Below are 26402 nucleotides of genomic sequence, written 5' to 3' on the forward strand. Positions count from 1 at the left end.
CACTATAGAACTGTTCGGCGCGCAACGCCAGAGGGGATATTCAATTCGAAGGATTTATTTTCAGAATGCCCGCCGGCGCTCCTTATGCGGGGCCCTAGGGTGGAGCAGTGAGCATCGTCGCATCCCCACGGACCCGCGCAGCCGGGGCCGCATACGCCGGCGGTGCCTACCTGCTCTGGGGCTTTCTCCCGCTGTACTTCCTGCTGCTCGTGCCGACAGGGCCCTGGGAGATCGTCGCGGCGCGCGTGGTCTTCTCGTTGGTGTTCTGCCTGCTGCTGCTCACCTTCGCCAGGGGATGGCGGCGCATCATCGCGATCATCCGGCAGCCGAGACTCCTCGGATGGACGGCGCTGGCGGGGGCGCTGATCTACATCAACTGGCAGGTCTTCGTCATCGGCACGCTCAGCGAGCGGGTGGTCGAGACATCTCTCGGGTACTTCATGAACCCGATCTTCACGGTGCTGCTCGGCGTCTTCGTGCTGCGCGAGCGCATCCGCAGGCTGCAGTGGGTCGCCATCGGCATCGCTGTGCTCGCGGTGCTCGTCATCATCATCGGCTACGGAGCCTTCCCGTGGATCGCGCTGTCGCTGACAGCATCCTTCGGTCTTTACGGCCTGGTGAAGAAGAAGGTCGGACCGGCGGTGGATGCTGTCAGCGGTCTCACACTCGAATCCTTCTGGCTGCTGCCGGTCGCCGCCGTGCAACTGATCATCGTCGCGCAGACCACAGGGATCACGTTCGGTGATGTCAGCACGGCGCACACCCTGCTGCTGCTGTTCGCAGGGGTGGCCACCGCAGTGCCGCTGCTTCTGTTCGCCGCGGGTGCTCGCCGCATCAACCTCGCCGTGATCGGGATGATCCAATTCATCACTCCGATCATGCAGTTCCTCACCGGAGTGCTCATCCTGCACGAGCCCATGCCGGCCGAGCGCTGGATCGGATTCATCATCGTGTGGGTCGCGGTCGGGGTGTTCCTCGTCGACCTCGCTCTGGCGGCCAGGCGGTCTCGCCGGACACACCGTTAGCGCATCGCAACACACGCGTGACCTCTTCGCGTATACGTTAAGGGCACGGACGACGCCCGAGTCGTCGCGATCATGAATAGCAAGGGAGCAGCATGAGCGTCTTCACACACATGCGTACGCGAAAGGTCATCGGCGGTATCGCCCTGATCAGTGCGGGTGCGATGGTCTTGGCAGGGTGCAGCAGTGGAGGTGGCGGCGACGCTGATGAGCCTGCGGCATCGACTGATCGTGAAGCGCTCACGCTCAGCATCGGAACGGTCCTCCCGCAGACCGGTCAGCTCGCCTACCTCGGCCCGCCCGAGGAAGCAGGCGTCGGTCTTGCCGTCGCCGAGATCAATGAGGCAGATCTCGGCATCACGGTAGAGGTCGAGTACGGCGACTCCGGAGACCCCGACAACAAGGCGTTCGAGACCACGGTCCCGCGTCTGCTCGACTCGGGCGTTTCGGCGATCATCGGTGCGGCATCGTCCGGTGTCACCAAGCTCTTCCTCGACCAGGCGGTCAGCGCGGGTGTCATCACCTTCTCGCCGGCCAACACCTCGCCGGACTTCACCGAATGGCCGGATGACAACCTCTACTGGCGCACCGCTCCGAGCGACCTGCTCCAGGGTGAGGTCCTCGCCAGCGAGATCGGCATCGACGGTCACGCGAACCTCGGGATCATCTATCTCAACGACGCCTACGGTTCGGGCCTTGAGAAGTCGCTCACCGAGAACTTCGAAGCGGGCGGCGGCACGGTCGTGGCATCCGAGGCGTACAACGCCAACGACACCTCGTTCGATGCGCAGATCTCGACCATCCTCGCTCAGGCGCCGGACGCCATCGCGGTGATCGGCTTCGAGGAGACCTCGACGATCGTTCCGGCATTCATCTCGAGTGGATTCGACGGCAGCAAGTTCTACTTCGTCGACGGCAACACCCAGCAGTGGGGTGCCGACATGCCGGTCTCGATCGAGGGCAGCAAGGGAACGCAGCCGGGGCCCGTGCTCGCGGATGACTTCCAGCAGCGTCTGATCGACCAGTGGCAGGAGCAGTCGGGCAAGGAGCTCGTCGACTTCAACTACGCCGCTGAGTCCTACGACGCAGTGGTTCTGCTCGCACTCGCCTCGCTCGTTGCGAACTCCACGGATGCGACCGACATCGCGGGCGCCCTCCAGGAGGTCTCCGGCGGCTCGGGCGATGGTGAGAAGTGCGAGTCCTTCGCGGACTGCGCGCAGATCATCCTCGATGGCGGCACTGCTGACTACGACGGATACTCCGGCGCGATCACGTTCGACGACAACGGCGACCCGACCGAGGCGACCATCGGCGTCTTCCAGTACGGAGCCGACAACACCCACACCCGTATCAACTGATACCGACGCGAAGGGTCGGATGCTGCGGCATCCGGCCCTTTCGTGTGCCCGGCGCGGCGGCGGGCGCGGGCGCGGGCTGGATTTCGGGGCTGGGGAGCGTTCTTGGCCGCGTTTTCCATCCCGTGCGCCCATCCCGGGTGGCTCACGCGCGATTCGCGCGAGGCACTCGTTCTGCACGGGGGCCGGCTTGGGCCGGGTTGTCCACGGAACGGGGGTTCGGGCGGATGCTGCGATCCGCGAGCGCGGCACGATGAAGTGCATGCGCCACAGAACCAAGCTCCCGCGCCGGCTCGGCGAGCGATTCTCGATCGCGAATGCCGAAGCGGTCGGCGTCAGGCCAGGACGACACAGCGCGCGCGACCTGCATCGTCCGTACAGCGGCGTCCGCTCCACGACGAAGCCAGAGACGTTCGACGACTGGGTGAGGTGTTGCGCGCTGCGGCTCAAACCCGGGCAGCAGTTCGGGGGAACGACCGCCGCGAGGCTATGGGGGCTGCCGCTGCCGACGCTATGGAAAGAGGGCGAAGAGATCGACGTGGTCGTCCCCACCGGCACGACGCCGCCGAAGACGAGCAGAGTGCGGGGGAGCAGGCTCAAAGTCGAGCGGGCTGAGACCTGGCTTCTGCGGGGTGTGCCGGTCATCGATCCCGTCGCGGCGCTGTTCATGTGCGCGCCGGATCTCACCGTCGATCAAGCCGTCGTCATGATCGACGCTGTGCTGACGCCCGCGCTGAACTATCCAGACCTCGGGCCGGGAAAGCCAATGGCTACACTCTCGGAGATCGAGGAGCGTCTGGCCGTGTGGCGGCAGTTCCCCGGGCAACGAACGATTCAGCAGGCGCTGCCTTTCGCCCGTGTCGGGGTGGAATCGCCGAAAGAGACCGAGACGCGCCTACTGATCATCGACAGCGGCCTCCCGGAACCGGTGGTGCAGTTCGAGGTATGCGTGGAGGGCACGTTCATCGTCCGCCCGGACCTCGCCTACCCCACGCTCAAGATCGGCATCGAGTACGACGGCGACGGACACCGCACCGACAAAGAGGAGTGGCGGCGGGACATTCAGCGTCAGCGCGCGCTCGCCGCGGCAGGGTGGATGAGCCTTCACCTCACGGAGGCCGACCTCGTCGCGGGCGCGCGGGATGCTTTTGTTGCACAACTTCGACGCGCGATGGCCGAGCGCGAGATGGAAATCACGACGCAAGACAGCATCCGCGCCGTGAAATCCATCCCGCGCCGCGTATGAGCGGGGCGCGCCGCCGCTCGAGCGCCGCCGCCCCGGCCCGCGCCGACGCGCGAGCCGCGCCGCTAGTCCTCGCCGAGCGTGCCCAGGTAGAGGCCGATGACCTTCGGATCGTTCAGCAGCTGGCGACCCGTGCCCGTGTACGCATCGTGGCCCTGGTCGAGAACGTAGCCGCGGTCGCAGATCTGCAGGCACCGGCGCGCGTTCTGCTCGACCATGATCGTCGTGACTCCGGCCTTGTTGATATCGGAGACGCGGATGAACGCGTCATCCTGTCGCACTGGCGACAGACCGGCAGAAGGCTCATCGAGCAGCAGCACCGACGGGTCCATCATCAGAGCACGCGACATCGCCACCATCTGGCGCTCACCCCCGGACAGCGACCCTGCGCGCTGCTTCAGCCTCGAGCCCAACTCGGCGAAGATGCCGGTGACGAACTCCAGCCGCTCCTTGTAGGCCTTTGGCCGCTGGATGATCCCCATCTGCAGATTCTCCTCGATGGTCAGCGAGGGGAACACGTTGTTTGTCTGCGGGACGAACCCCACGCCGCGCTGTACGAGTTCATTGGCCTTCAGTCCGACGATGCTCTCACCGTTGACGAGGATGTCGCCTCCACGCACCTTGACCTGTCCGAAGATCGCCTTCAGCAGCGTCGACTTGCCCGCACCGTTCGGTCCGATGATGCCGACCAGCTCGCCCTTCGCGGCCGTCAGGTTGGTGTCGTTGAGGATGTTCACACCGGGCAGGTATCCCGCGGTGAGGCCTTTGACCTCTACGACGAGGTCACCGAAGGGCCGGTCCGTTGTCTCTTCGGCCGCGGGGGCAATGGGCGTGCTCATGGCTTGTCCTCCTCGGCGGTCTGAACCGCGGTGTGATGCTCCTCGCGGATCTCCTCGAGCATCTGGCTGGCAGACTCGTTGAGCTCGCCCTTGTGGCGTCCGGTGACCACTCCGAGGTCGACATCCTGATGACTGCCCAGATAGGCGTCGATGACGGCCTTGTCCTGCATGACGGTCTCGGGCGGCCCTTCAGCGACGATCCGTCCCTCGGCCATCACGATCACCCAGTCCGCGATGTGACGGACCATGTTCATGTCGTGCTCGACGAACAGCACGGTCATGCCCAGGTCCTTGAGGCCGAGGATGTGGTCGAGCAGCGATTGCGTCAGGGCCGGGTTCACACCCGCCATCGGCTCGTCGAGCATCACCAGCGAAGGGTCACGCATCAGCGCGCGCGCCATCTCGAGCAGCTTGCGCTGGCCTCCGGAGAGACTCGCGGCGTAGTCGGATGCCTTCGTGTCGAGCTTGAACCTGGCAAGCAGGTCCATCGCCTTCGCTTCGAGCTCAGTGTCCTGCTTGCGCCAGATCGCTGGGATGAGCGCGGGAAGGAACCCTTCGCCCTTCTGATCCGGTGCTCCGAGCTTCATGTTCTCGAGCACCGTCAGCAGCGACAGAGCCTTCGTGAGCTGGAATGTGCGCACCTGCCCCATCTGCGCAACCTTGAACGAGGGGATGCCCGAGAGCTGGTGCCCGTCGAAGCTCCACTTGCCGGTGTTGGGCTTGTCGAAGCCGCACAGCAGGTTGAAGAGCGTCGTCTTTCCGGCACCGTTCGGACCGATCAGCGCCGTGATGGCGTGACGGGGGACCTCGATGTGATCGACGTCGACGGCGGTGAGACCGCCGAAGCGCCGCGTTACCTTATCGGCGACGAGAATCGGATCGACTTTCTCGCAACCGGGGACGGCATCGCCCTTGTGAAGACCGGTCGTCTTGATCCGTCCGGTCTTCGGCGTGCTCTCTGCAGCGTTATTTGACAAAGGTCAGCTCCCTCTTGTTTCCGAGGAGTCCCTGCGGGCGGAAGATCACCAGCAGCATGAGGGCGAGTCCGACGATCACGAAGCGCAGCGTCGCCGCCTGGATCGCCGACATGGGCAGGATGCCCTGCGCGGCCAAGCTCGGCAGAACGCCCTCGAGGAACGCCATGATGACCCAGAAGATCACCGCACCCAGCGCCGGCCCGAAGACCGTCGCAGCCCCTCCGAGCAGCAGGATCGTCCAGAGGAAGAACGTCAGCGACGTCGTGTAGCTCGCCGGCACCACGGCCGATGGCAGAGCGAAGACCGCACCGCCGAGGCCGCCCATGATTCCACCGATGACCAGCGCCTGCATCTTGTACGAGAAGACGTTCTTGCCGAGCGAGCGCACAGCGTCCTCGTCTTCACGAATGCCCTTGAGCACGCGTCCCCATGGGCTGCGCATGAGCGCCCACACCAGGTAGATGCACACCGCCAGCACGAGCAGACCGAACACGCGCACCCAGAGCTGGCTGGCGTTGTACGTCCACGGACCGAACCCGTAGGTGCCTTCGGGGAAGGGATTGGCCGCACGGAATCCGGCGTGGTAGCCGCCGAGGCCGTCGGCAGCGTTGGTGTACTCCTCGAACGCGGTCGAGGTGAACAGCAGACGAACGATCTCGGCCGCGGCGATCGTCGCGATGGCCAGATAGTCAGCGCGCAGCCGCAGAGTCGGGATGCCGAGGATGAAGGCGAATACCGTCGACATCACCATGCCGACGATGATGCCCACCCACCACGGCAGCCCGAACGTCAGGATCGAGATCGCGTAGCTGTACGCACCGATCGCCATGAAGCCGGCCATACCGAAGTTGAGCAGTCCGGCATAGCCGAAGTGAACGGCAAGCCCGGTCGCCGCGATGGCGTAGGCGATGGTGGTCGGACTCAGCATCCAGGATGCGGTGTTTCCGAAGATTGCTCCCCAGTCCATGATCAACCGATCCTTTCTCTTCGACCGAGGATGCCCTGTGGTCGGAACAGCAGCACCAGAATGAGGATGGCCAGCGCTCCGACGTACTTCAGGTCAGAGGGCAGCCACAGCGTCGATACCTCGACGAGGAGTCCGACGATGATCGAGCCGATCAGCGCGCCGAACGCCGTTCCGAGACCGCCGAGGCAGACGGCCGCGAAGATGAGCAGCAGGATGTGCACGCCCATGTCCCAGCGGACGCCTGGGCGGAAATACGCCCACAGGATGCCGCCGAGGGCGGCGAGCGCGGATGCCAGGATCCATACGATCCGGATGACCCGGTCGACATTGATTCCGGATGCCGCAGCCAGCGAAGGGTTGTCGGAGATCGCTCGCGTCGCCTTGCCCGTGCGGGTGCGCAGCAGCCAGAACGCGACCGCGACGAGGACGACGATGCTCAGACCCATGGACATCATGTCGATCACGCTGAGCTTGATCGGGCCCCAGATCTCGATCTTCGGAGCGCCCGCATTGGGAAGCTGTACGGTGCCGCCGCCGAAGAAGAAGAGGAACACGTAGCGCAGCGCGAAAGAGAATCCGATGCTCACGATCATGAGCGGGATGATTCCCATGCCGCGCTTTCGCAGCGGCTTCCACAGCCCGACATCCATCAGATAGCCGAATATCCCGCCGCAGATGACGACGAGCGGAATCGTGAGCCACATCGGCAGCGCCAACGTCACGCCGAAGACGACGGCCATTACTGCGCCGAACGTCACCATCTCGGCATGCGCGAAGTTGGTGAGGTTCATCGTTCCGAAGATCAGCGAGACGCCGATCGCGGCGAGGGCGAGCAGAAGGCCGAAGTTGAGGCCGTTGATGATCCGCTCTACGAACTGGTCTATGAAACTCGTGGTCTCGCGCACCCCCTCACCGAGGAAGAGGTTGACGATGACGCGGTTGCCGAGCCCGAATTCGACATCCTGCGAGGCGGACTCGCCTTCGACGATGACTCCGTCCGGCAGGGTCGATTCGTCGACTGTCAGCTCGTACTCGCCCTTCTCGGGGACGTAGAGCGTCCAGCGTCCGGTGTCGTCGGTCTCGGTCTCGGCCTCGAAGCCGTTGCCCTTGATGGAGACGGCGACGCCGGGCAGGGGATCGGCGTCGTACTTGATCACGCCGGCGAAGAAGAAGTCCGTGACCTCTTGCTCGTCACCGCCGGAATCGTCGGAAGACGTCGTCGTGGTGTCCGTCTCTGCGTCGCCGGTATCGGCGAATGATGCAGGTGCTGCCATGAACAGCATCGCTGCCGCGAGCAGGAAGCTCACCAGCGCGATCACCCACGGTACGCGCCTGTGTCTGTGGCTGGTCGTCAGTTCCACGAAACCTCCCTAGTCGTTCGAGGGGTGCCGAGGCTTCGGGTCGCATCGGCTGTGATGAACGACGCTTTGAGCGTAATGTGTCGGCTCTGCTTCACGCCACTGTTCGGTGTGTCGTTATGAAAACGGTGGGCTGCGCGAAGTGCTCGGTGGATGCCGCGCGGGGAATTTTTCCGGCATCCGCGCCCTTAGAATTGGTAGAACACCACGCCTGCAGGAGGATCATTCATGGACCAGCACGATCCCTTCGGTTTCGTCGGACTCACCTACGACGACGTTCTTCTTCTTCCCGGGCACACGGATGTGATCCCGAGCGAGGCAGACACCTCCTCTCGCATCACGCGCCGCATCTCGGTCGCGACTCCGCTGCTCTCCAGCGCCATGGATACGGTCACTGAGTCCCGCATGGCGATCGCGATGGCACGCGAGGGCGGCATCGGCATCCTGCATCGCAATCTCTCCATCGCCGACCAGGCCACGCACGTCGACCGCGTCAAGCGCAGCGAATCCGGAATGATCACCGACCCGATCACCACCACGCCGGATGCGACGGTCGAAGAGGTCGACGAGATGTGTGCGAAGTACCGCATCTCGGGCCTTCCCGTCGTCGATGAAGAAGGCCGACTCGTCGGAATCATCACCAACCGCGACATGCGGTTCGTCTCGGCGTTCGAGCGCCCGACGACGTTCGTGAAAGACGTCATGACCAGTGAGAACCTCGTGACGGCGCCCGTGGGCGTGGCCGCAGGCGAAGTCATCGCACTGTTCGCGAAGCACCGCGTCGAGAAGCTGCCGCTCATCGACGACAACGGAAAGCTCGCCGGTCTCATCACCATCAAGGACTTCGACAAGAGCGAGAAGTACCCCCTCGCGACCAAGGACGAGCAGGGACGCCTCCGCGTGGGCGCCGCGATCGGCTTCTTCGGCGATGCATGGGAGCGCGCTGAGGCGCTGCGTGACGCTGGTGTGGATGTCCTCGTGGTCGACACGGCCAACGGCCAGTCCCAGGGTGTCATCGACCTCGTCAAGCGCATCAAGGCAGACGAGTCGTTCGAGCACATCGACGTCATCGGCGGCAACATCGCCACCCGCGAGGGTGCGCAGGCGCTCATCGAAGCCGGTGTGGATGCGGTGAAGGTCGGCGTCGGCCCCGGATCCATCTGCACGACCCGCGTCGTCGCCGGCGTCGGCGTGCCGCAGGTGACCGCTGTGTACGAGGCATCCCTCGCCGCACGCCCCGCCGGCATCCCCGTGATCGCCGACGGCGGCCTGCAGTACTCGGGCGACATCGCCAAGGCGCTCGTCGCCGGTGCGGATGCTGTCATGCTCGGCTCGCTTCTGGCCGGCACCGACGAGTCGCCGGGAGAGATCGTCTTCCAGTCCGGCAAGCAGTTCAAGCAGTACCGCGGCATGGGATCGCTCGGTGCGATGCAGACGCGCGGCAAGCAGACCTCCTACTCGAAGGACCGCTACTTTCAGGCGGATGTGCCCAGTGACGACAAGCTCATCCCCGAGGGCATCGAGGGTCAGGTGCCCTACCGCGGCCCTGTCGCCGCGGTGGCCTACCAGCTCGTCGGAGGCCTTCGTCAGTCGATGTTCTACGTCGGTGCTCGCACGATCGAAGAGCTGAAGACCCGCGGCAAGTTCGTGCGCATCACTGCGGCAGGTCTCAAGGAATCGCACCCGCACGACGTGCAGATCGTGGTCGAGGCCCCCAACTACAAGAAGTAGGGCGCGTCCCTCCTCCTCCTCCTCGTGCTCCCTCGCCGAGACCCCACGTTGTCGCCCAGACCCCTGGGTGCAGACGCGAACAACCTGGGGTCTCGGCGAGAACCTGGGGTCTCGGTGGCAGGTGAGGCTGCCGCGACTGACGAGGGATGCCACGACATAGATCCCTGATGTGACGGCAGATGACGGCATCCTTCGCCGCCGACGCGCGCCGCCGTTATCGTCGCGACATGACTCTTCTCCAGGACCAGACCGCATCCGTCGCCGATGTCACCCCCGATGAGCGCGCACAGCGCCTCACCGATGCGGGCACGACGTGGAACGAGCGCATCGCCGCCGACCCGGCGAACGCCGAGCTGACCTACAAGGTCGTCGGCCGCGGCGTCGGATCGGTGGGCACCGAGGTGCGTGCGGGCAAGCACCGCTTCCTCGTCGACGAGCCGGGCGCGCTCGCCGGTGACGATGCGGCTGCGAGCCCCGTCGAGTACGCGCTCGGCGCGCTGGTCTCCTGCCAGGTCGTCGTGTTCCGCCTCTACGCACAGGCGCTGGGCCTGACGATCGACGAGATCGAGATCACGGCGGAGGGCGACCTGAACGTCCAGAAGCTCTTCGGGATCGACGAGTCGGGCCGTGCCGGGTTCCACGACGTGCGTCTGAAGATCGACATCTCGGGTCCGAACAGCGCCGACGAGTACGCGAACCTCCGCAAGGTCGTCGACGAGCACTGCCCGGTACTCGACCTCTTCGCGAACCCGGTGCCGACCTCCAGCACTCTGGTCTGAGCATCCGCCCCACGGCTGCGGGCTGCGGTGAAGGCCGCAGCTCACCGCAGTCGGAACGGCTCAGCGGCGCGTGCTCCTGCGTCGAGCGCGAGATCAGCGAGGACGGCGCCGACGCCGGTGGCGAACTTGAAACCGTGTCCGGAAAAGCCGGCGCCGACGACGATCCGACCGCGGCGATCGAGGATGAAAGTGTCGTCGTCGGTCGACGTGTAGGTGCAGCTGATCGGCGCAGCCGACGAGGCATCGAGTCCAGGCATCCACTCGCGCACGTACGCCGCAAGGACATCCGCGTGCGTGGTCCGGTGCGGTCGGGCATCCGGGTCGACCTCGTCGCCGACGCCGTGGAACCCGACCTTGACGCCTTCGCCCGGTGTCGGCATCCCGTAGACCGTGGCAGGGAAGCGATCGGTGTCGACGTAATGGTTGAACGACGGCCATATGGCGTCGGAGGCGGAGCGCGGCGCGAAGTGCGCCGGCGTTTCCTCGGTCACTCGCAACCGGGGGAGTCGGATCCCGCCGAGCAATCGCGCCGTCCAGGCGCCGGCGGCGACCACGACGGTGTCCGTGTGCAGCGTCCCGTCCGGCAGCGCCAGTGCGACGCCGGAGGCGTCTTCGACGATGTCGCGCACCGGCGTCTCCCAGCGCACCTCTCCTCCGGCCTCGACGATCCGACGCTCCAGTTCGAGAAGAGCGGCCGATGCGCGCACGACGCCGGCATCGGATGACCAGAGCACAGCATCCTCGAAGCGCATACCGGGCCAGCGTCGCCTCGCCTCGGCAGCATCCAGGATTTCGGCGGGTATCCCGCGCTCGGCGAGCCGTCCGCGCACCGAGGCGATGTCGACGTCGCCGTGACTGACCAGTCCGTGCAACCGCAGCAGTGGCTCGCCGCCCGGAGAGCCGAGGGCGTCCCAGCCATGGCGGGCGCGCACGAGAAGATCGAGATAGTGCTCGTCCTGATAGGCATTGTTGAAGTTGCGCGTCGCGCCATGCGATGCACCGTGCGCATGACCGCGGGAGAACTGCTCGAGCACCACTGGCCGGTGGCCACGACGGGTCAGTTCCCATGCCGTCGCGAGTCCCATCACGCCGCCGCCGATGACAGCGACGGTCGCAGCATTCGAGCCCACGGCATCCTCCCGATCGTCACGATTCCCGCCATTCGGGAGTCTCGATCCTCACCAGTCTCGCAGTCGGATCGACCCCGGGTAGTCTGGACGGGTGAGCATGGACATCGAAATCGGTCGGGCCAAGCGCGCGCGTCGCGCATACACGTTCGACGACATCGCGGTGGTGCCGTCTCGGCGAACCCGCAATCCCGAAGACGTGTCGACGGCGTGGACGATCGACGCCTTCTCGTTCGACACCCCGGTGATCGGCGCTCCGATGGACTCGGTCGTCAGCCCCGAGACCGCGATCATGCTCGGCCAGCTCGGGGGCCTGGGCGTCCTCGACCTCGAAGGACTGTGGACGCGGTACGAGAACCCTGAGCCGCTGCTCGCCGAGATCGCCGCGCTGCCGGACGCGAAGGCGACCGTCAGGATGCAGGAGCTGTACTCCGAGCCGATCAAGCCCGCACTCATCACCTCACGCCTCGCTGAGATCCGCGAGGCCGGTGTGACGGTGGCCGGATCCCTCACCCCGCAGCGCACTCAGGAGCTCTACGACACCGTCGCGGCGGCCGGCGTCGACCTCTTCGTGATCCGCGGCACCACGGTGTCGGCCGAGCACGTCTCCAGCGTCGCCGAGCCCTTGAACCTGAAGAAGTTCATCTACGACCTCGACGTTCCCGTCATCGTCGGTGGCGCTGCCACGTACACGACCGCTCTGCACCTCATGCGCACGGGCGCGGCGGGTGTGCTCGTCGGGTTCGGCGGGGGAGCAGCATCCACGACTCGCGCGACCCTCGGCATCCACGCGCCGATGGCGACGGCCGTCTCCGACGTCGCCGCCGCACGTCGCGACTATCTCGACGAGTCAGGCGGACGCTACGTGCACGTCATCGCCGACGGAGGAGTCGGCTCGTCCGGCGACATCGTCAAGGCGCTCGCGATGGGTGCGGATGCCGTGATGCTCGGCGTCGCCCTGGCGCGCGCGACGGATGCTCCTGGACGCGGTTTCCACTGGGGCCCTGAGGCGCACCACCCGCAGCTGCCGCGCGGTCGCCGCGTGCAGACACCCGGTATCGCGACGCTCGAAGAGATCCTGTACGGCCCGGCTCCGGTCGCCGACGGCACCGCGAACCTGATCGGGGCGCTGCGCAAGTCGATGGCCACGACCGGATACTCCGACCTCAAGGAGTTCCAGCGCGTCGAGGTCGTGCTCGCTCCCTACGAGTCGTGAGCTGCGTCGAGTACTCGTGACGATCCCGGAGTTCCCGCCGACTCTTCGCGAGGTCATGCTGCGTGGCCGCTGGATCGCGGTGCTGTGCGCATGCCTCGTCGTGGCAGGCGTCTTCGCCTTTCTCGGCCAGTGGCAGCTGGAGCGCGCCATCGATACCGATCCGCCGCCCGCGGGCATCACCGAAGACGTGCGCGCCCTCACTGACGTGGTGCAGCCCGGTGAGTACCTCCCTGAACCGCTGGTCGGCCAGCGGGTCGAAGCGGCTGGCACGTGGATCGGCGGCGACTTCCTCGTCGTCTCCTCGCGATTCAACGAGGGTGACGGTTCTGATGAAGGCGTGGCCGGCTACTGGGTGACCGGGCAGCTCCGGGTCGCCGAGGACACGTCGATCGCCGTCGCGCTCGGGTGGGCACCCGACCGTAAGAGTGCGGATGCTGCGGCGGCTGCCCTTGAGCAGAGGGCCGCAGGCACCGAGGAAGACATCACCGGGCGCATCATCTCTGATGAGGGCCCGGCACTGCCGACGACGGACGATCCGTTCGGGATGAGCAGGATGTCTCCGGCGATGCTGCTCGGCCAGTGGCACGACACGGAACAGCTTGCGATGTACCGGCCGTATCTCGCGTCGACGACGGCACCCGTCGGCCTGGTCGATATCGTCTCACCCGCGCCGCACGAACTCTCGCCCGTGAACTGGCTCAACGTCTTCTATGCGATCGAATGGGCGGTCTTCGCCGGCTTCGCGTTCTACATCTGGTACCGCCTGGCGAAGGATCGCTGGCAGCTCGAGGTCGAAGAGTTCGAAGAGCGCACCGGCTCCGCGGCCTGACGGCAACGCGCAGGAGAACTTCCGGTGAGCGATTCTCGAACTCCCTCGAGAATGTCTCATCCGCTTCATAGACTCGCTCGGGGACGGAAGGGGCACTTGCGCTGATGCGAGCGGCTGTCCGTCTCCGCGGCACCTGACCCAGGAGCCGTGTCTACGTCGACGTCGAGGAGCACTACCGCATGATGTCCACCCCCCACGGTGCAGCACCCAACGCTGCATCATCGATCTCACGCAGACGGGGGCGCATCGGCGCTCTCGCGCTGACCACCGCATGCGCGATGGGCTTGGGAACGCTCATCGCTTCACCTGCCTTCGCAGCAGCAGACGGCACGGGTGTCGTGATCAACGAGGCCTATCTGTCTGGCGGCAGCGCGGGTGCCGCGTTCACGAACAAGTTCGTCGAGCTCTACAACCCGACAGATGCAGACATCGTCCTCGACGGAATGTCGCTGCAGTACCGCTCCGCGGCGGGAACCGAGAACTTCAACAGCGTCACCCCTCTTTTCGGCACGATCCCCGCAGGCGGTTACTTCCTCGTGCAGGGCGGCAGCAACGGTGACGCTGGTAAGGCCCTGCCGACGCCTGACCAGGACAGCGCTCTCTCGCCCAGCGGCACGAAAGGCACCCTCGCACTCGTACAGGGAACCTCAGCTGTTGCTCTCGCCCCCGGCTCGATCGTCAGCGCCGATGGCGTCGTCGACCTGCTCGGTTACGGCGGTTCGAACACCTTCGAGACCGCGTTCGCCACGGCCCCTGCGAGCAATCAGGACGTGAAGTCACTGAACCGTGCCGGTGGCGTCGACACCGACGACAACTCGGCCGACTTCAGCCTGTCGGCGACGATCACACCGCAGGGAACCGGGACGACGGATCCAGGAGAGCCGGAACCAGAAGCGCCCACCGAGCCCGTCGCGGTGTCGATCGCTGACGTGCAGGGCACCGGCGACGCCACGCCTCTTGCCGGGCAGACCGTCACGGTCGAGGGAATCGTCACCGGCGACTACCGCACCGGCGGCTACCAGGGCATCTCGATCCAGACCGCAGAAAGCGGAGGAGACGCAGACGCCACGCCCGGAGCATCCGATGGCATTTTCGTCTACCTGAACGCTCTCGCTCCCGCGCTCGCGATCGGCGACCTCGTCTCGGTGACCGGCGTCGCCGGTGAGAACTACGGGCAGACGCAGATCTCACCGTCTGCAGTCACCGACGTCACGGTCGTCACCGCCGGCGTCGGAGCGCCTGCCGCGACGGCACTCGCCGAAACAGTCGTCGGCGCCGACCGCGAAGCGTACGAGAACATGCTCGTCGCGCCCGCTGGCGCCTACCGGGTGGCCTCGAGTCACCAGCTCTACAACTACGGCACGCTGTGGCTGAACCCCGGGGACCTCAACGTCAAGAGCACAGAGATCGCTCGTCCTGGTGCGGATGCCGACACGATCGTCGCTGCCAACCGCGCCGACCGCATTCTGCTCGACGACGGTTACAGCGTGCAGGTGAGCAATAAGGCGCATCCGGGAGAGCAGCCGTACTTCACCGAAGACGTCGTCGTTCGAAACGGTGATGTCGTCGACTTCGCCGAGGCCGACTACGTGCTGCAGTACGGCTTCGATGACTGGCGTCTGCAGCCGGTGATCCCCATCGATGACGCGAGCGATGCGGCGTACAAGGCGGCCTTCACGACCGATAGCCCGCGCAGCGACACCGCCCCCGATGTGGGCGGCGATGTGCAGGTTGCCGCGTTCAACGTCTTCAACTACTTCACGACGATGAGCGAAGACGACTCCCAGGCCCGCGGCGCGAAGAACCAGGGGTTCTTCGACGTGCAGCGTTCGAAGATCGTCACCGCGATCAACGGCCTCGACGCCGACGTGGTCGCGCTGATGGAGATCGAGAACTCGATCCACTTCGGTGATGGCACAGCAGATGTCGCGCTCGCGGATCTCGTCGACGGCCTCAACGCCGCCGGCTCCGATGTGTGGGAGTACGTTCCCACTCCCGACGCGCTGCTCGACACCGAGACGGATGTCATCACCAACGCGATCATCTACAAGAAGGATGCGGTCGACCCGGTGGGTGAGAGCGCAGCGCAGATCGACGAGTTGGTCTGGGGCAATGCACGCGAGCCCATCGCGCAGACCTTCGACATGGATGGCCGGATCGTCTCGGTCGTCGCCAACCACTTCAAGTCGAAGTCCGGCGACGGCGACGAGCCGGCCGACGGCCAGGGACACTTCAACGCCGACCGCACCGCCCAGGCGCAGTCGCTGCTGGAATTCACCGACGAGCTCGCCGAGACCAGCGGCAGCGAAGACGTCCTGCTGCTCGGCGACTTCAACGCCTATGCGAAGGAAGACCCGATCGACGTCTTCGCGAAGGCCGGCTGGACCGACCTGGTTCCCACGAACGCGGCGGGCCAGTACACCTACACGTTCGATGGTGAGCTCGGTTCGCTCGACCACGCGATCGCCTCTCCGTCGCTGGCGGGTTCCGTGACGGGAACGGGCGTCTGGGGCATCAACTCGCCCGAGTGGAGCGACCGCGGCTACGCGTTCGGCGCCGCAGAATCCGGCACACCGTTCCGCTCCAGCGATCATGACCCGGTCATCGTCGGAATCTCGAGCGAGATCCCGCCGGTCGACATCGACATCGTGACGATCAACGACTTCCACGGTCGGATCGAGGCTGATGGCGCAGCAGCCGGTGCCGCAGTACTCTCCGGGGCTGTGAAGTCGGTGCGCGAGGCGAACCCGAACACGGTGTTCGCGGCAGCCGGTGACCTTATCGGTGCATCCACCTTCACCTCGTTCATCAATGACGACAACCCCACGATCGACGCGCTGAACGCGGCAGGGCTCGAAGTGAGCGCCGCCGGCAACCACGAGTTCGACCAGGGGTGGGAAGACCTGCGCGACCGCGTACAGCAGCGCGCGGACTGGGAGTACATCTCCTCGAACGTGTTCCTCACCGAGACCGGTGAGACCGCTCTGGCACCCGCGTGGGTCAAAGAGATGGACGGCGTGCGCGTCGGCTTCATCGGTGCGGTGACAGAAGAGCTGGATTCGCTCGTCACCCCCGAAGGCATCGCTGATCTCGAGGTGCGCAGCATCGTCGATTCCGTGAACACGGTGGCGGATGAGCTCACCGACGGTGACGCCGCCAACGGCGAAGCCGACGTGCTCGTCCTCCTCGTGCACGAGGGTGCGACATCGACCGATGTCGCGAGCATCACGCCGGAATCGGCGCTCGGCGAGATCGTCGCCGGCGTTGATGACAGCGTGAGCGCCATCGTCTCAGCACACACCCACCTCGCCTACAACCACGTCATCGACGGCCGCCCGGTCGTCTCGGCGGGGCAGTACGGCGAGAACTTCGGTCTGATGAACCTGCAGGTCGACCCCGAGTCGAAGGAGCTGCTCTCGATCACGAACGAGATCAAGCCGCTCACGAAGACCGAGAAGGACCCGGTCACCGGCAAGGACGTCATCACGCCGCTGTACGACGTAGACGGTGATGTGCAGAGCATCGTCGACGCAGCCAAGGAGGAAGCCGACGTGCTCGGCGCGGAACCGGTGGGGAGCATCACCGGTGACTTCAACCGCGCACGCCAGACCGACGGATCCGAGAACCGCGGAGGCGAGTCGACCGTCGGCAACTTCGTCGCCGACGTTCAGCAGTGGTCAACCGGTGCGGACCTCGCGATCATGAACCCCGGCGGCATCCGCGCGAACCTCACGTACGCCTCCTCGGGAGATCGCGACCCCGACGGCAACGTGACCTTCCGCGAGGCGGCGACGGTGCAGCCGTTCGCCAACACGCTGGTCACGCTCAACCTCACCGGCGCGCAGCTCAAGAGCGTGCTCGAGGAGCAGTGGCAGCCTGAGGGCGCGAGCCGTCCGTTCCTGAAGCTCGGTCTCTCAGCGGGTCTGCAGTACACGTACGACCCGACGGCGACAGCGGGGGAGCGGATTACCTCGATCACGCTGAACGACGAGCCGATCGATCCTGCGGCGTCGTACCTCGTGGCGGCCAACTCGTTCCTCGCGGCGGGTGGAGACAACTTCTTCACCTTCGCGGAGGGCACGGGCAAGGCCGACACCGGAAAGATCGACCTCACCTCGATGGTCGACTGGTTCGACGCCAACGGCACGGCAACGACCGACCTCGCTCAGCGCGCTGTCGGGGTGACGCTGAGTGCCGCGGACGCCGACGGGTATCGTGCCGGCGATCAGATCACGATCGACGTCTCATCCTTGGCGTTCAGCGGAGGAGAACCTGCGCCTGCTGAAGCCACGGTCTCGCTCGGGGACACGGTGCTCGCCACGGGCGCTGTCGACCCGGCGGTCGTCGACACCACCGACGAAGCAGGGCGTGCCAGCTTGGCGTTCACTGTTCCGGACGGTGTCTTCGGTGAGAAGTTGCTCACCGTCGCGACGGCCGACGGCACGAGCGTCGACGTACCGGTCACCTTCGCCGCAGCACCAGAGGCATCCGGCGAGATCACTCTCGGTGCGACTTCGGTCGTCGCTGGTGGAACGGTCACGGTCAACGGCTCCGGATTCGACGCCGGCCTGAAGCTGGTCGTCGAGCTGCGCTCGACGCCGGTGCAGCTCGGCACGGTCACAGTGGCCGATGACGGCACGTTCACGGTGACAGTGACGGTTCCGAAGAACACTCCGGCCGGCGCGCACACGCTGGCCGTGATTCAGCCGGACGGCGCCGAGACGACCGCACCGCTCACAGTGACCGCTGCTGGCGGCACTGGCGTAGACGGCGGCGGTGAGCTCGGGGTGACGGGTGCCGACCCGACACCGTACCTGATCGTCGCTGCGCTCCTGCTGCTTCTGGGCGGAACCTTCGTGTTCGCTCGCCGTCGCCGCATCGAGCAGTAACGCATCGAGCAGTAACGCACCGAGCACACACAAGCGCCTGGCATCCCCGCTCGCGGGGGTGCCAGGCGCTTCGCTGTGTTCGCCGTAACGCAGATGCACTCAGAGTAGGGGGTTGTATTTGTGTTGAACTCTGTTGTAATGTGTGGGAAATATTACGACAACGGAGACGATATGTACGCAGTGGAGCGCCAACAGCTCATCGAGCGCATCCTCCTTCAGGAGGGCCGCGTCGCCGTTGTCGAACTCGCGCGTCGCTTCGACGTCACGACCGAGACCGTGCGCCGAGACCTCGCTGCTCTCGAAGAGTCCGGAGCTCTCGTCCGGGTGCACGGCGGGGCCGTTGCGAACGATGCAGACAGCACCAACGAGCCGACCGTGCTCGAGCGCACGCTCCGACACAGCCCGGCCAAACGTGCCATCGCCGTTCGCGCGCTGGCGGCTCTCGGCGAAGGGTTCCGCGGGTCAGTCTTCTTCGACGCCGGCACCACGACCGCAGCCGTCGCAGAGGCGCTGGCCGCTCGTGCGTCCGGACAATCAGCAGCGCACGCGCACGTCGAGGCAGTGACCCACTCCCTCACGGTCGCGCCGGCACTCGCTGGCGCCGACGGGGTTTCCCTCACAGTGATCGGCGGCCGGGTTCGCGGTATCACCGCGGCCGCTGTCGGTGCGGAGACCGTCGGCGCGATCGACCGACTGCGCCCTGATGTGGCGTTCGTCGGCACGAACGGTATCTCCGCAGCCTTCGGTCTCAGCACGCCCGATCCCGATGAAGCGTCCGTCAAGAGTGCGATCGTGCGCGCTGCGCGCCGCACCGTCGTCGTTTCGGACTCGAGCAAGCATGATCGTGAACTGCTCGTGAGCTTCGCCGCACTGAGTGACATCGACGTGCTCGTGACAGATGCCGTGCCGTCCGCCGCGTTCGCGGCCGCTCTGGATGAGGCCGGAGTGGAGGTGTGGGTCGCATGATCGTCACCCTCACCGCCAACCCCGCGCTCGATCGCACGATCACCCTCGACGCCCGCCTTCGCCCCGGAGAGGTGCAGACCTCGACCTCGGTACGTGAGGATGCAGGAGGCAAGGGCGTGAACGTCGCTCGCGTCGTCGCCGCTGCCGGTGGCGAGGCTCTGGCCGTGCTTCCGGTCGGCCCCGATGACCCGTACGACGCGGTGCTGCAGGCGTGCGATATCCCGACGCGCACGGTTCCGGTCACGCCGCTCGTACGTGTCAATGTCGCGATCACCGACCCTGAGGGCATCACGACCAAGATCAACCAGCCAGGAGCGACGCTGTCCGCCGGCGATGCGGCGGCACTCACCGCCGCCGTCGTGGATGCGTGCGACGGCGCCGAGTGGCTCGTGCTGGCAGGATCCCTCCCGCTCGGTATCTCGAAGGCGTTCTACGTCGATGTCATCGAGGCTGTTCGGGCACGGTGGGGTGCGGGAGCACCGCGGATCGCCGTCGACACCTCTGGCTCCGCGCTCGCCGAAGTGGTCGCCAGCGGCGCGGCAGATCTCATCAAGCCCAACGATGAGGAGCTCGCCGAACTCGCCGGCACCGACTTCGATGGTGACGACCTCGACACAGCCAGTCTCGTTGCAGCGGTCCAGACGATCGCTCGCCGCATCGTCCCCGATCGTGTCGCGGCGGCGCTGGTCACGCTCGGGGGGACGGGAGCGGTGCTGGTCACCGCAGACGGCGCCTGGTTCGCTGAGGCCCCGCGCATCCGTGTGGCGAGCACGGTCGGCGCCGGCGACAGCTCGCTCGCGGGATACCTGCTGGCAGAGCGCGCAGGAGCTGATCCGGAAGAGCGGCTGCGCTCCGCGATCCGGCACGGAGCTGCCGCAGCGTCCCTCCCCGGCACCCAGACTCCTGCACCCACCGACCTCGGCACCGGCGACATCGCCGTCCGATCCCTCTGAACCACTCGACCTGAACCCACACTCGACCACTGGAGGTCATCGTGTCCGACACCATCACCGCCGAACTCGTCAGCATCGACGCTGCGCTCGGCTCCGACAAAGCAGAGGTCATCCGCGCCCTCTCCGAGCTCGTCGCAGGGCAGGGGCGCGCGAACAGTGCGCAGGGTCTCTTCGAAGACGCGTGGGCGCGCGAGGAGAAGGATGAGACGGGGTTGCCCGGTGGCATCGCCATCCCGCACGCGAAGAGCGCCTCGGTGACGAAGCCCTCGCTCGCGTTCGCCCGGCTGAACCCGGCCGTCGACTTCGGGGCGCCAGATGGACCGGCCGATCTCGTGTTCCTCATCGCCGCGCCCGACACCGCGGCCGAAGCACATCTCGCGATGCTGTCGAAGCTCGCCCGCAGTCTCATGCAGGAAGAGTTCACCGCGGCACTGCGCGCGGCCGCGACCAGGGAGGATGTGGTCGCGATCGTCGAGGCCGAGATCGCGGACGAGCAGGCGCAAGAGCCAGAGGCCGGCGAACAGGCTGAGCCCGCGCCAGTCGTCGCGGAAGAGCCCGCCGCGGCTGCGGGCGTGCGCATCGTCGCCGTCACCGCATGCGCCACCGGGATCGCGCACACGTTCATGGCGGCGGATGCCTTGACCGCTGCCGGCAAGGCAGACGGCGTGGAGCTTGTCGTCGAGCCGCAGGGTTCCAGCGGCTACAAGGCGCTGCCGCAGAGCGTCATCGACGCCGCAGGCGCAGTGATCTTCGCGGTCGACGTCGACGTGCGCGAGCAGGAGCGCTTCGCCGGGAAGCCGGTGGTCCGCTCCGGCGTGAAGCGCGGCATCGAAGAGCCGAAGCAGCTCATCGCCGAGGCGATCGCCGCTGCCGGCAACCCCTCTGCCGCTCGGGTGCCGGGTGCGGGCGCCGCATCGACATCCACCGCCGCTCCGGCAGCGCAATCGTTCGGCGCGCGGATCCAGCGCATCCTGCTCACCGGCGTCAGCTACATGATCCCCTTCGTCGCAGGCGGCGGTCTGCTCATCGCCCTCGGATTCCTGTTCGGCGGCTTCGACGTCAACCAGGACGGGCAGGCGTTCGAGGTCGTCTTGCAGAACGCGCTCTGGGACCTCCCCGCGGGCGGTGTGGGGCAGTACATCGGATCGGTTCTGGTCGTGATCGGCAGCACGTCGATGGGCTTCCTGGTTTCCGCGCTCGCCGGCTATATCGCGTTCGCCATCGCCGATCGTCCGGGAATCGCGCCGGGATTCGTTGCCGGAGCCGTCGCGGTGCTCATGAACGCCGGCTTCATCGGCGGTATCGTCGGCGGCCTGCTCGCGGGCTTCATCGCATGGGCGATCGGCCGCATCGATGCACCGCGCTGGTTGCGCGGTCTCATGCCGGTCGTGATCATCCCGTTCCTCGCATCGATCGTGGCATCCGGTCTCATGCTGCTGTTCCTCGGGCGGCCTATCGCCTGGCTGATGCTGGTGCTCAACGACTGGTTGACCGGGCTCGCGGGAACCTCGGGCATCGTGCTCGTCGGCGTGATCCTCGGGCTCATGATGTGCTTCGATCTCGGAGGCCCCGTCAACAAGGTCGCCTACGCATTCGCGACCGCAGGGCTTGCCTCCGCATCCGCAGACAACCCCGCGCCGTATCTCATCATGGCTGCGGTCATGTGCTCGGGTATGGTCCCCCCGCTCGCCATGGCTCTCGCCTCTACCGTGCTCGCCCGTCGGCGGTTCACTTCGGTGGAGCGCGAGAACGGCGTCGCCGCGTGGCTGCTCGGAGCCTCGTTCATCAGCGAGGGTGCGATCCCGTTCGCTGCGGCAGACCCGCTGCGGGTCATCCCGGCATCCATGCTCGGCGGTGCGCTCACCGGGGCGCTCAGCATGGTGTTCGCCGTGCAGTCCCTCGCCCCGCACGGCGGCATCTTCGTCTTCTTCGCGATCAACCCGATCTGGGGCTTCCTGATCGCGCTGGCGGCGGGCACGCTCGTCAGCGCCGTCGCGGTCGTCGCACTCAAGCGCTTCGCGACGAAGCGTCCGCAGGCCGTCACGGAACCCGCCGTCGCCTGAGCCGCACAGCCGAACCACCCCTTCCACCACGATGAATTCCACCGCACCGAATTCCACCGCACCGATCAAGGAGAACACCATGACCGAACGACAGGCAACGATCGCCAGCAGCTCCGGACTTCATGCCCGCCCCGCGAAGCTCTTCGTCGCAGCTGTGCAGAAGACCGGCATCCCGATCACGATCTCTGTCGCGGGCGGCAAGGAGCTCAGCGCCGTCAGCATCCTGTCGCTGATGGGTCTTGGCGCATCGCAGGGCACCGTCGTGACACTCCGCTCAGACGCTGAAGGAGCGGAGCAGGTGCTCGACGAGCTCGTCGCCATGCTCGAGACGGATCTCGACGCCGAGTAGCTCGTGCACGGCCAGGTAGACTGGACACCATGCCAGAACCGAAAGTTGCCTCCTTCCCGAAGATCCGCGGGGCGCTGAAGTTCTATCAGATCGCGTCGATCATCACCGGTGTCATGCTGCTTCTGCTGCTGGCCGAGATGATCCTGAAGTACAGCCCCATCCACCTTGAGCTGTTCGCAGGCGGATCGGGGGGAGTCCTCTGGCTCGCCGACGTCATCGTCCAAGACGGATGCCAGTGGTACTCGCTGTTCGTGCCGGGCGGCATGGGGTGTGATCTGGTCTCCGTCGGCGACGGAACCAACATCTCGCTGCTGATCCTCGTCGCGCACGGCTGGTTCTACGTCTTGTATCTCTTCGCGATCTTCCGCCTGTGGAGCCTCATGCGCTGGCCCTTCGTCCGCTTCATCATCCTCGCGCTCGGCGGCGTCATTCCGCTGCTCTCCTTCTTCATGGAGGCTCGTATCTCCCGCGAGGTCAAGGCGTACCTCGCATCCCGTGACCCTTCGATCCCTGACCCTTCGACAGGCTCAGGGGTCGAAGGGTCAGGGACGGCCGACACCTCACACACCCAGGAGGCAGCGCGATGAGCGCAGACACCGCCCAGCGTCCGGTCCTCGTCATCGACTTCGGTGCGCAGTACGCGCAGCTCATCGCGCGTCGCGTGCGTGAGGCCGGCGTCTACAGCGAGATCGTTCCGCACACTGTCAGTGCTGCGGAGATCGCTGAGAAGAATCCGGTCGCCCTCGTCCTCTCCGGTGGGCCTTCGTCGGTGTACGAAGAGAACGCGCCGACGCTCGACGACGAGATCTTCACCCTCGGCATCCCCACGCTCGGCATCTGCTACGGCTTCCAGGTCATGGCGCGCGCCCTCGGCGGCGAGGTCGCCAACACCGGCCTGCGCGAGTACGGTGCGACGGATGCTGCGGTCACCGGTGACGGCGGCGTGCTGCTCGGCGGACAGCCCCGCACCCAGAACGTCTGGATGAGCCACGGCGACCAGGTCTCCCGTGCACCTGAGGGCTTCGAGGTGCTGGCCTCCACCACCGATACTCCTGTTGCGGCCTTCGGCAGCGACGAGAAGTGCTTCTACGGCGTGCAGTGGCACCCCGAGGTCAAGCATTCCGATCACGGTCAGCAGGTGCTCGAGAACTTCCTGCACAAGGCGGCGGGGCTTGCCGCCGACTGGAACAGCGGCAATGTCATCGACGAGCAGGTCGCCCGCATCCGCGAGCAGGTCGGCTCGGCGCGTGTCATCTCGGCCCTCTCCGGTGGCGTCGACTCGGCGGTCTCGACGGCTCTCGTGCACAAGGCCATCGGCGACCAGCTCACGGCGGTCTTCGTCGACCATGGCCTCCTCCGCAAGGGCGAGCGCGAGCAGGTCGAGAAGGACTACGTCGCATCCACTGGCGTGCGCCTGATCACCGTGGATGCCGCGGACACGTTCCTCGGACACCTCAAGGGCGTCAGCGACCCCGAGCAGAAGCGCAAGATCATCGGCCGCGAGTTCATCCGCGCCTTCGAGAAGGTGCAGCTCGATCTCGTCGCCGAAGCCAAGGCAGAGGGCGAGCCGATCAAGTTCCTCGTGCAGGGCACGCTCTACCCCGACGTGGTCGAGTCCGGTGGCGGCACCGGCACCGCGAACATCAAGTCGCACCACAATGTCGGCGGTCTTCCCGAAGATCTCGACTTCGAGCTGATCGAGCCGCTGCGCACCCTCTTCAAGGACGAGGTGCGCCAGATCGGTCGCGACCTGGGCCTGCCAGAGGCGATCGTCGGTCGCCAGCCGTTCCCCGGCCCCGGCCTCGGCATCCGCATCGTCGGTGAGGTCACCGCTGATCGTCTCGAGATCCTGCGCGAGGCCGACGCCATCGCCCGCGAAGAGCTCACCAAGGCTGGCCTCGACAACGAGATCTGGCAGTGCCCTGTCGTGCTGCTCGCCGACGTCCGTTCGGTCGGAGTGCAGGGCGACGGCCGCACATACGGCCACCCGATCGTGCTGCGCCCGGTCTCGAGCGAAGACGCTATGACGGCGGACTGGACCAGGCTGCCCTACGACGTGCTCTCGAAGATCTCCAACCGCATCACCAACAGCGTGCGCGATGTCAATCGAGTAGTGCTCGACGTGACCTCCAAGCCCCCGGGGACCATCGAGTGGGAGTAGTCGCGGTGGCTGCGCACCGCGGCATCCGTCTTGGCAGAAAATAAGAGGCGCGCTCCGAGTTCGTGGCCGCCGCGAAACTCGCGGGGAACGACAGGGAGCGCGCCTCTTAGAGACGAAGTCCTCCGACTAGTAGGTCAGTCGCGGACCTTGTTGTTACGGCCGACGATGAGGCCGTAGATCAGCAGCACGATGATCGCGCCACCGATGGCCAGGAGCCACGAAGACAGACTCCAGAACTCGTCGACGCCGACGCCGAAGATCGCGCTGCCGATCCATCCGCCGAGGATTGCACCAACGACGCCCAGCAGAAGCGTGATGAACCAGCCGCCACCCTGCTTGCCGGGAAGGATCAGTTTCGCGATCGCACCGGCGATCAATCCGAGAAGAAGAAACGCAAGGAAACTCATGATGTAATTCCCCTTTCTTGTTGCGGTGATGCAACTATGCTCCTCCGGACATGAATTGCGCTAGACCCTTGCGGCGTGGCCTCGAGTCGCGATAAATGCCGCTTTATCGCGAAAGGGCCCCGTCTCGTGTGAGACGGGGCCCTTTCGCGAAGCAGTTAGATCAGTTGCTGCCGCGGGCGATCGCGATGATGCGCAGGATCTCGACGTAAAGCCACACGACCGTGACCATGATGCCGAACCCGCCGACCCAGCCGTACTGGCGGGGTGCGCCGTTGCGCACACCCTGCTGGATCTGATCGAAGTCGAGGACCAGCGAGTACGCAGCCATGAACACGACCAGGACACCGATGATCAGGCCCAGCGGGATGCCGGCGATCGTCATGCTGCGAAGGCCAAAGGCCTGGTCGCCAGGAAGGACGTTCGTCCACATGAGGATCAGGTTCAGCACCGAGAAGACGAGGTAGCCGAGCATGGCGATCATGAAGATCTTCGTCAACTTCTTCGACGCGCGGATCTTGCCGCTGGCGAAGAGCGCGAGCGTCACACCGACGACGGCGACCGTTGCGAGCGTCGCCTGAATGACGATGCCGGGGTACATGGTCTCGAAGAATGCGGAGATGCCGCCGACGAACAGTCCCTCAAGCGCTGCGTAGCCGAAGATCAGCGCCGGGCGCACCTTCTTGCGGGAGGTGAAAGTGATGATCATCGCCAGGACGAAGCCGCCGAGTGCACCGATGAGCATCGGAGCCATCGAAGCGCCCGCACCCGGGATCGCCTCGACGCCACCGAGGGTCCATACCCAGCCGATGGCGGCGGTGACGAGGAGAATGACGAAGAGTCCGGCGGTCTTCCACACGGTGTCTTCGACGCTCATGCGGTCGGTCTCGATGGCGCCAGCCGGCGGGGCGGCGTACATTCCCTCGAGCTGTGCATTGGCTGCGGCATCCACTGCGCCGTGCGCGAGTGATGCGGCCTGTGCGCCCTGCGCACCGGGCTGGGAGCCGGGCGCACCAGGGTAGGTGGCGACGTTGCGCGGGTCCTGCTTCTGGAACGCCGGGTTGTTGAACGCGAAATTGCTCATGGTGGTTGGGCCTCACTCCGAGAGGTTTGAAGGTCGCTTTCCTCCACGATACCGGCGGAAGCCTATGGGTGGGGTGTTCTAACCTGAAAC

21 protein-coding genes are annotated in these 26402 nt (G+C 65.9%); 14 read left to right on the forward strand and 7 right to left on the reverse strand.

What is annotated here, in order from left to right; genetic code table 11:
* Nucleotides 1-107 precede the first annotated feature (107 nt).
* From rarD to ACN0RC_RS00285, 3 genes are all read left to right on the forward strand, one after another.
* A complete protein-coding gene (rarD, locus tag ACN0RC_RS00275) occupies nt 108-1025 on the forward strand; it encodes an EamA family transporter RarD (protein WP_417508061.1) in 918 nt (305 codons plus the stop codon).
* A gap of 92 nt (nt 1026-1117) precedes the next feature.
* Nucleotides 1118-2380 (forward strand): ABC transporter substrate-binding protein, encoded by a 1263-nt coding sequence (locus ACN0RC_RS00280; protein ID WP_417508062.1) that lies wholly within the window; start codon nt 1118-1120, stop codon nt 2378-2380.
* A gap of 259 nt (nt 2381-2639) precedes the next feature.
* Nucleotides 2640-3623 carry a hypothetical protein gene (locus tag ACN0RC_RS00285; RefSeq protein ID WP_417508063.1) on the forward strand — a complete coding sequence of 328 codons (984 nt, stop codon included), beginning with the start codon at nt 2640-2642 and terminating at the stop codon, nt 3621-3623.
* Between the two features lie 62 nt (nt 3624-3685).
* Here the strand turns inward: ACN0RC_RS00285 and ACN0RC_RS00290 are convergent, their stop codons facing one another.
* From ACN0RC_RS00290 to ACN0RC_RS00305, 4 genes are read right to left on the reverse strand one after another with little or no spacing between them, the layout of a single operon-like run.
* A complete protein-coding gene (locus ACN0RC_RS00290) occupies nt 3686-4459 on the reverse strand; it encodes an ABC transporter ATP-binding protein (protein WP_417508064.1) in 774 nt (257 codons plus the stop codon).
* On the reverse strand, nt 4456-5394 hold the full coding sequence (locus ACN0RC_RS00295; protein WP_417508561.1) for an ABC transporter ATP-binding protein: 939 nt from the start codon (nt 5392-5394) through the stop codon (nt 4456-4458). The genes ACN0RC_RS00290 and ACN0RC_RS00295 overlap by 4 nt, the downstream gene beginning before the upstream one ends.
* Before the next feature lie 31 nt (nt 5395-5425).
* Nucleotides 5426-6403, reverse strand: coding sequence for a branched-chain amino acid ABC transporter permease (locus ACN0RC_RS00300; protein WP_417508065.1), 978 nt, complete (start codon nt 6401-6403; stop codon nt 5426-5428).
* Nucleotides 6404-6405: 2 nt separating this feature from the next.
* Entirely contained in the window at nt 6406-7686 is a 1281-nt protein-coding gene (locus ACN0RC_RS00305) for an ABC transporter permease subunit (protein WP_417508563.1), read from the reverse strand.
* Nucleotides 7687-7989: 303 nt separating this feature from the next.
* On the opposite strand from ACN0RC_RS00305, the gene guaB reads away from it, so the two are divergent.
* On the forward strand, nt 7990-9492 hold the full coding sequence (guaB, locus tag ACN0RC_RS00310; protein WP_417508066.1) for an IMP dehydrogenase: 1503 nt from the start codon (nt 7990-7992) through the stop codon (nt 9490-9492).
* Between the two features lie 227 nt (nt 9493-9719).
* Nucleotides 9720-10271: an OsmC family protein gene (locus tag ACN0RC_RS00315; RefSeq protein ID WP_417508067.1), complete on the forward strand. Its 552-nt coding sequence runs from the start codon at nt 9720-9722 to the stop codon at nt 10269-10271.
* 41 nt (nt 10272-10312) lie between these two features.
* Here the strand turns inward: ACN0RC_RS00315 and ACN0RC_RS00320 are convergent, their stop codons facing one another.
* On the reverse strand, nt 10313-11401 hold the full coding sequence (locus ACN0RC_RS00320) for an FAD-dependent oxidoreductase (RefSeq protein ID WP_417508068.1): 1089 nt from the start codon (nt 11399-11401) through the stop codon (nt 10313-10315).
* Between the two features lie 97 nt (nt 11402-11498).
* Between ACN0RC_RS00320 and ACN0RC_RS00325 the strand changes: the two genes are divergently transcribed.
* From ACN0RC_RS00325 to guaA, 9 genes are all read left to right on the forward strand, one after another.
* Nucleotides 11499-12614: a GuaB3 family IMP dehydrogenase-related protein gene (locus ACN0RC_RS00325; protein WP_417508565.1), complete on the forward strand. Its 1116-nt coding sequence runs from the start codon at nt 11499-11501 to the stop codon at nt 12612-12614.
* Nucleotides 12615-12630: 16 nt separating this feature from the next.
* Complete coding sequence (locus tag ACN0RC_RS00330) at nt 12631-13443, forward strand: SURF1 family protein (protein WP_417508069.1); 813 nt, start codon at nt 12631-12633, stop codon at nt 13441-13443.
* A gap of 179 nt (nt 13444-13622) precedes the next feature.
* Nucleotides 13623-18332, forward strand: coding sequence for an ExeM/NucH family extracellular endonuclease (locus ACN0RC_RS00335; RefSeq protein WP_417508070.1), 4710 nt, complete (start codon nt 13623-13625; stop codon nt 18330-18332).
* A gap of 171 nt (nt 18333-18503) precedes the next feature.
* Nucleotides 18504-19298, forward strand: a complete 795-nt coding sequence (locus ACN0RC_RS00340) for a DeoR/GlpR family DNA-binding transcription regulator (protein WP_417508071.1) — start codon at nt 18504-18506, stop codon at nt 19296-19298.
* Nucleotides 19295-20251, forward strand: coding sequence for a hexose kinase (locus tag ACN0RC_RS00345; protein WP_417508072.1), 957 nt, complete (start codon nt 19295-19297; stop codon nt 20249-20251). The genes ACN0RC_RS00340 and ACN0RC_RS00345 overlap by 4 nt, the downstream gene beginning before the upstream one ends.
* Before the next feature lie 41 nt (nt 20252-20292).
* Nucleotides 20293-22314 carry a PTS fructose transporter subunit IIABC gene (locus tag ACN0RC_RS00350; protein WP_417508073.1) on the forward strand — a complete coding sequence of 674 codons (2022 nt, stop codon included), beginning with the start codon at nt 20293-20295 and terminating at the stop codon, nt 22312-22314.
* A gap of 79 nt (nt 22315-22393) precedes the next feature.
* Entirely contained in the window at nt 22394-22663 is a 270-nt protein-coding gene (locus ACN0RC_RS00355) for an HPr family phosphocarrier protein (RefSeq protein WP_417508074.1), read from the forward strand.
* Nucleotides 22664-22692: 29 nt separating this feature from the next.
* Nucleotides 22693-23250: a DUF3817 domain-containing protein gene (locus tag ACN0RC_RS00360; RefSeq protein WP_417508075.1), complete on the forward strand. Its 558-nt coding sequence runs from the start codon at nt 22693-22695 to the stop codon at nt 23248-23250.
* Nucleotides 23247-24824 (forward strand): glutamine-hydrolyzing GMP synthase, encoded by a 1578-nt coding sequence (gene guaA / locus ACN0RC_RS00365; protein ID WP_417508076.1) that lies wholly within the window; start codon nt 23247-23249, stop codon nt 24822-24824. Before ACN0RC_RS00360 ends, guaA begins: the two co-directional genes overlap by 4 nt.
* Before the next feature lie 134 nt (nt 24825-24958).
* Here guaA and ACN0RC_RS00370 read toward each other — a convergent pair whose 3' ends face one another.
* Nucleotides 24959-25231, reverse strand: coding sequence for a GlsB/YeaQ/YmgE family stress response membrane protein (locus tag ACN0RC_RS00370; RefSeq protein WP_417508077.1), 273 nt, complete (start codon nt 25229-25231; stop codon nt 24959-24961).
* A gap of 160 nt (nt 25232-25391) precedes the next feature.
* Nucleotides 25392-26312 carry a Bax inhibitor-1/YccA family membrane protein gene (locus tag ACN0RC_RS00375; RefSeq protein ID WP_417508078.1) on the reverse strand — a complete coding sequence of 307 codons (921 nt, stop codon included), beginning with the start codon at nt 26310-26312 and terminating at the stop codon, nt 25392-25394.
* Nucleotides 26313-26402: the final 90 nt, after the last annotated feature.

Origin of the sequence: Microbacterium sp., assembly GCF_048259935.1 — a bacterium.
In the GTDB taxonomy this organism is placed as follows: Bacteria; Actinomycetota; Actinomycetes; order Actinomycetales; family Microbacteriaceae; genus Microbacterium.

Bases quoted from the DNA above. Each gene is read 5' to 3' on its own strand.
- ACN0RC_RS00375 (WP_417508078.1), bottom strand. From the start codon at position 26,312: ATGAGCAATTTCGCGTTCAACAACCCGGCGTTCCAGAAGCAGGACCCG.
- ACN0RC_RS00345 (WP_417508072.1), top strand. From the start codon at position 19,295: ATGATCGTCACCCTCACCGCCAACCCCGCGCTCGATCGCACGATCACC.
- ACN0RC_RS00280 (WP_417508062.1), top strand. From the start codon at position 1,118: ATGAGCGTCTTCACACACATGCGTACGCGAAAGGTCATCGGCGGTATC.
- ACN0RC_RS00340 (WP_417508071.1), top strand. From the start codon at position 18,504: ATGTACGCAGTGGAGCGCCAACAGCTCATCGAGCGCATCCTCCTTCAG.
- ACN0RC_RS00315 (WP_417508067.1), top strand. From the start codon at position 9,720: ATGACTCTTCTCCAGGACCAGACCGCATCCGTCGCCGATGTCACCCCC.
- ACN0RC_RS00335 (WP_417508070.1), top strand. From the start codon at position 13,623: ATGATGTCCACCCCCCACGGTGCAGCACCCAACGCTGCATCATCGATC.
- ACN0RC_RS00370 (WP_417508077.1), bottom strand. From the start codon at position 25,231: ATGAGTTTCCTTGCGTTTCTTCTTCTCGGATTGATCGCCGGTGCGATC.
- ACN0RC_RS00360 (WP_417508075.1), top strand. From the start codon at position 22,693: ATGCCAGAACCGAAAGTTGCCTCCTTCCCGAAGATCCGCGGGGCGCTG.
- ACN0RC_RS00290 (WP_417508064.1), bottom strand. From the start codon at position 4,459: ATGAGCACGCCCATTGCCCCCGCGGCCGAAGAGACAACGGACCGGCCC.
- ACN0RC_RS00325 (WP_417508565.1), top strand. From the start codon at position 11,499: ATGGACATCGAAATCGGTCGGGCCAAGCGCGCGCGTCGCGCATACACG.
- ACN0RC_RS00300 (WP_417508065.1), bottom strand. From the start codon at position 6,403: ATGGACTGGGGAGCAATCTTCGGAAACACCGCATCCTGGATGCTGAGT.
- guaB (WP_417508066.1), top strand. From the start codon at position 7,990: ATGGACCAGCACGATCCCTTCGGTTTCGTCGGACTCACCTACGACGAC.
- ACN0RC_RS00355 (WP_417508074.1), top strand. From the start codon at position 22,394: ATGACCGAACGACAGGCAACGATCGCCAGCAGCTCCGGACTTCATGCC.
- ACN0RC_RS00285 (WP_417508063.1), top strand. From the start codon at position 2,640: ATGCGCCACAGAACCAAGCTCCCGCGCCGGCTCGGCGAGCGATTCTCG.
- ACN0RC_RS00305 (WP_417508563.1), bottom strand. From the start codon at position 7,686: ATGCTGTTCATGGCAGCACCTGCATCATTCGCCGATACCGGCGACGCA.
- guaA (WP_417508076.1), top strand. From the start codon at position 23,247: ATGAGCGCAGACACCGCCCAGCGTCCGGTCCTCGTCATCGACTTCGGT.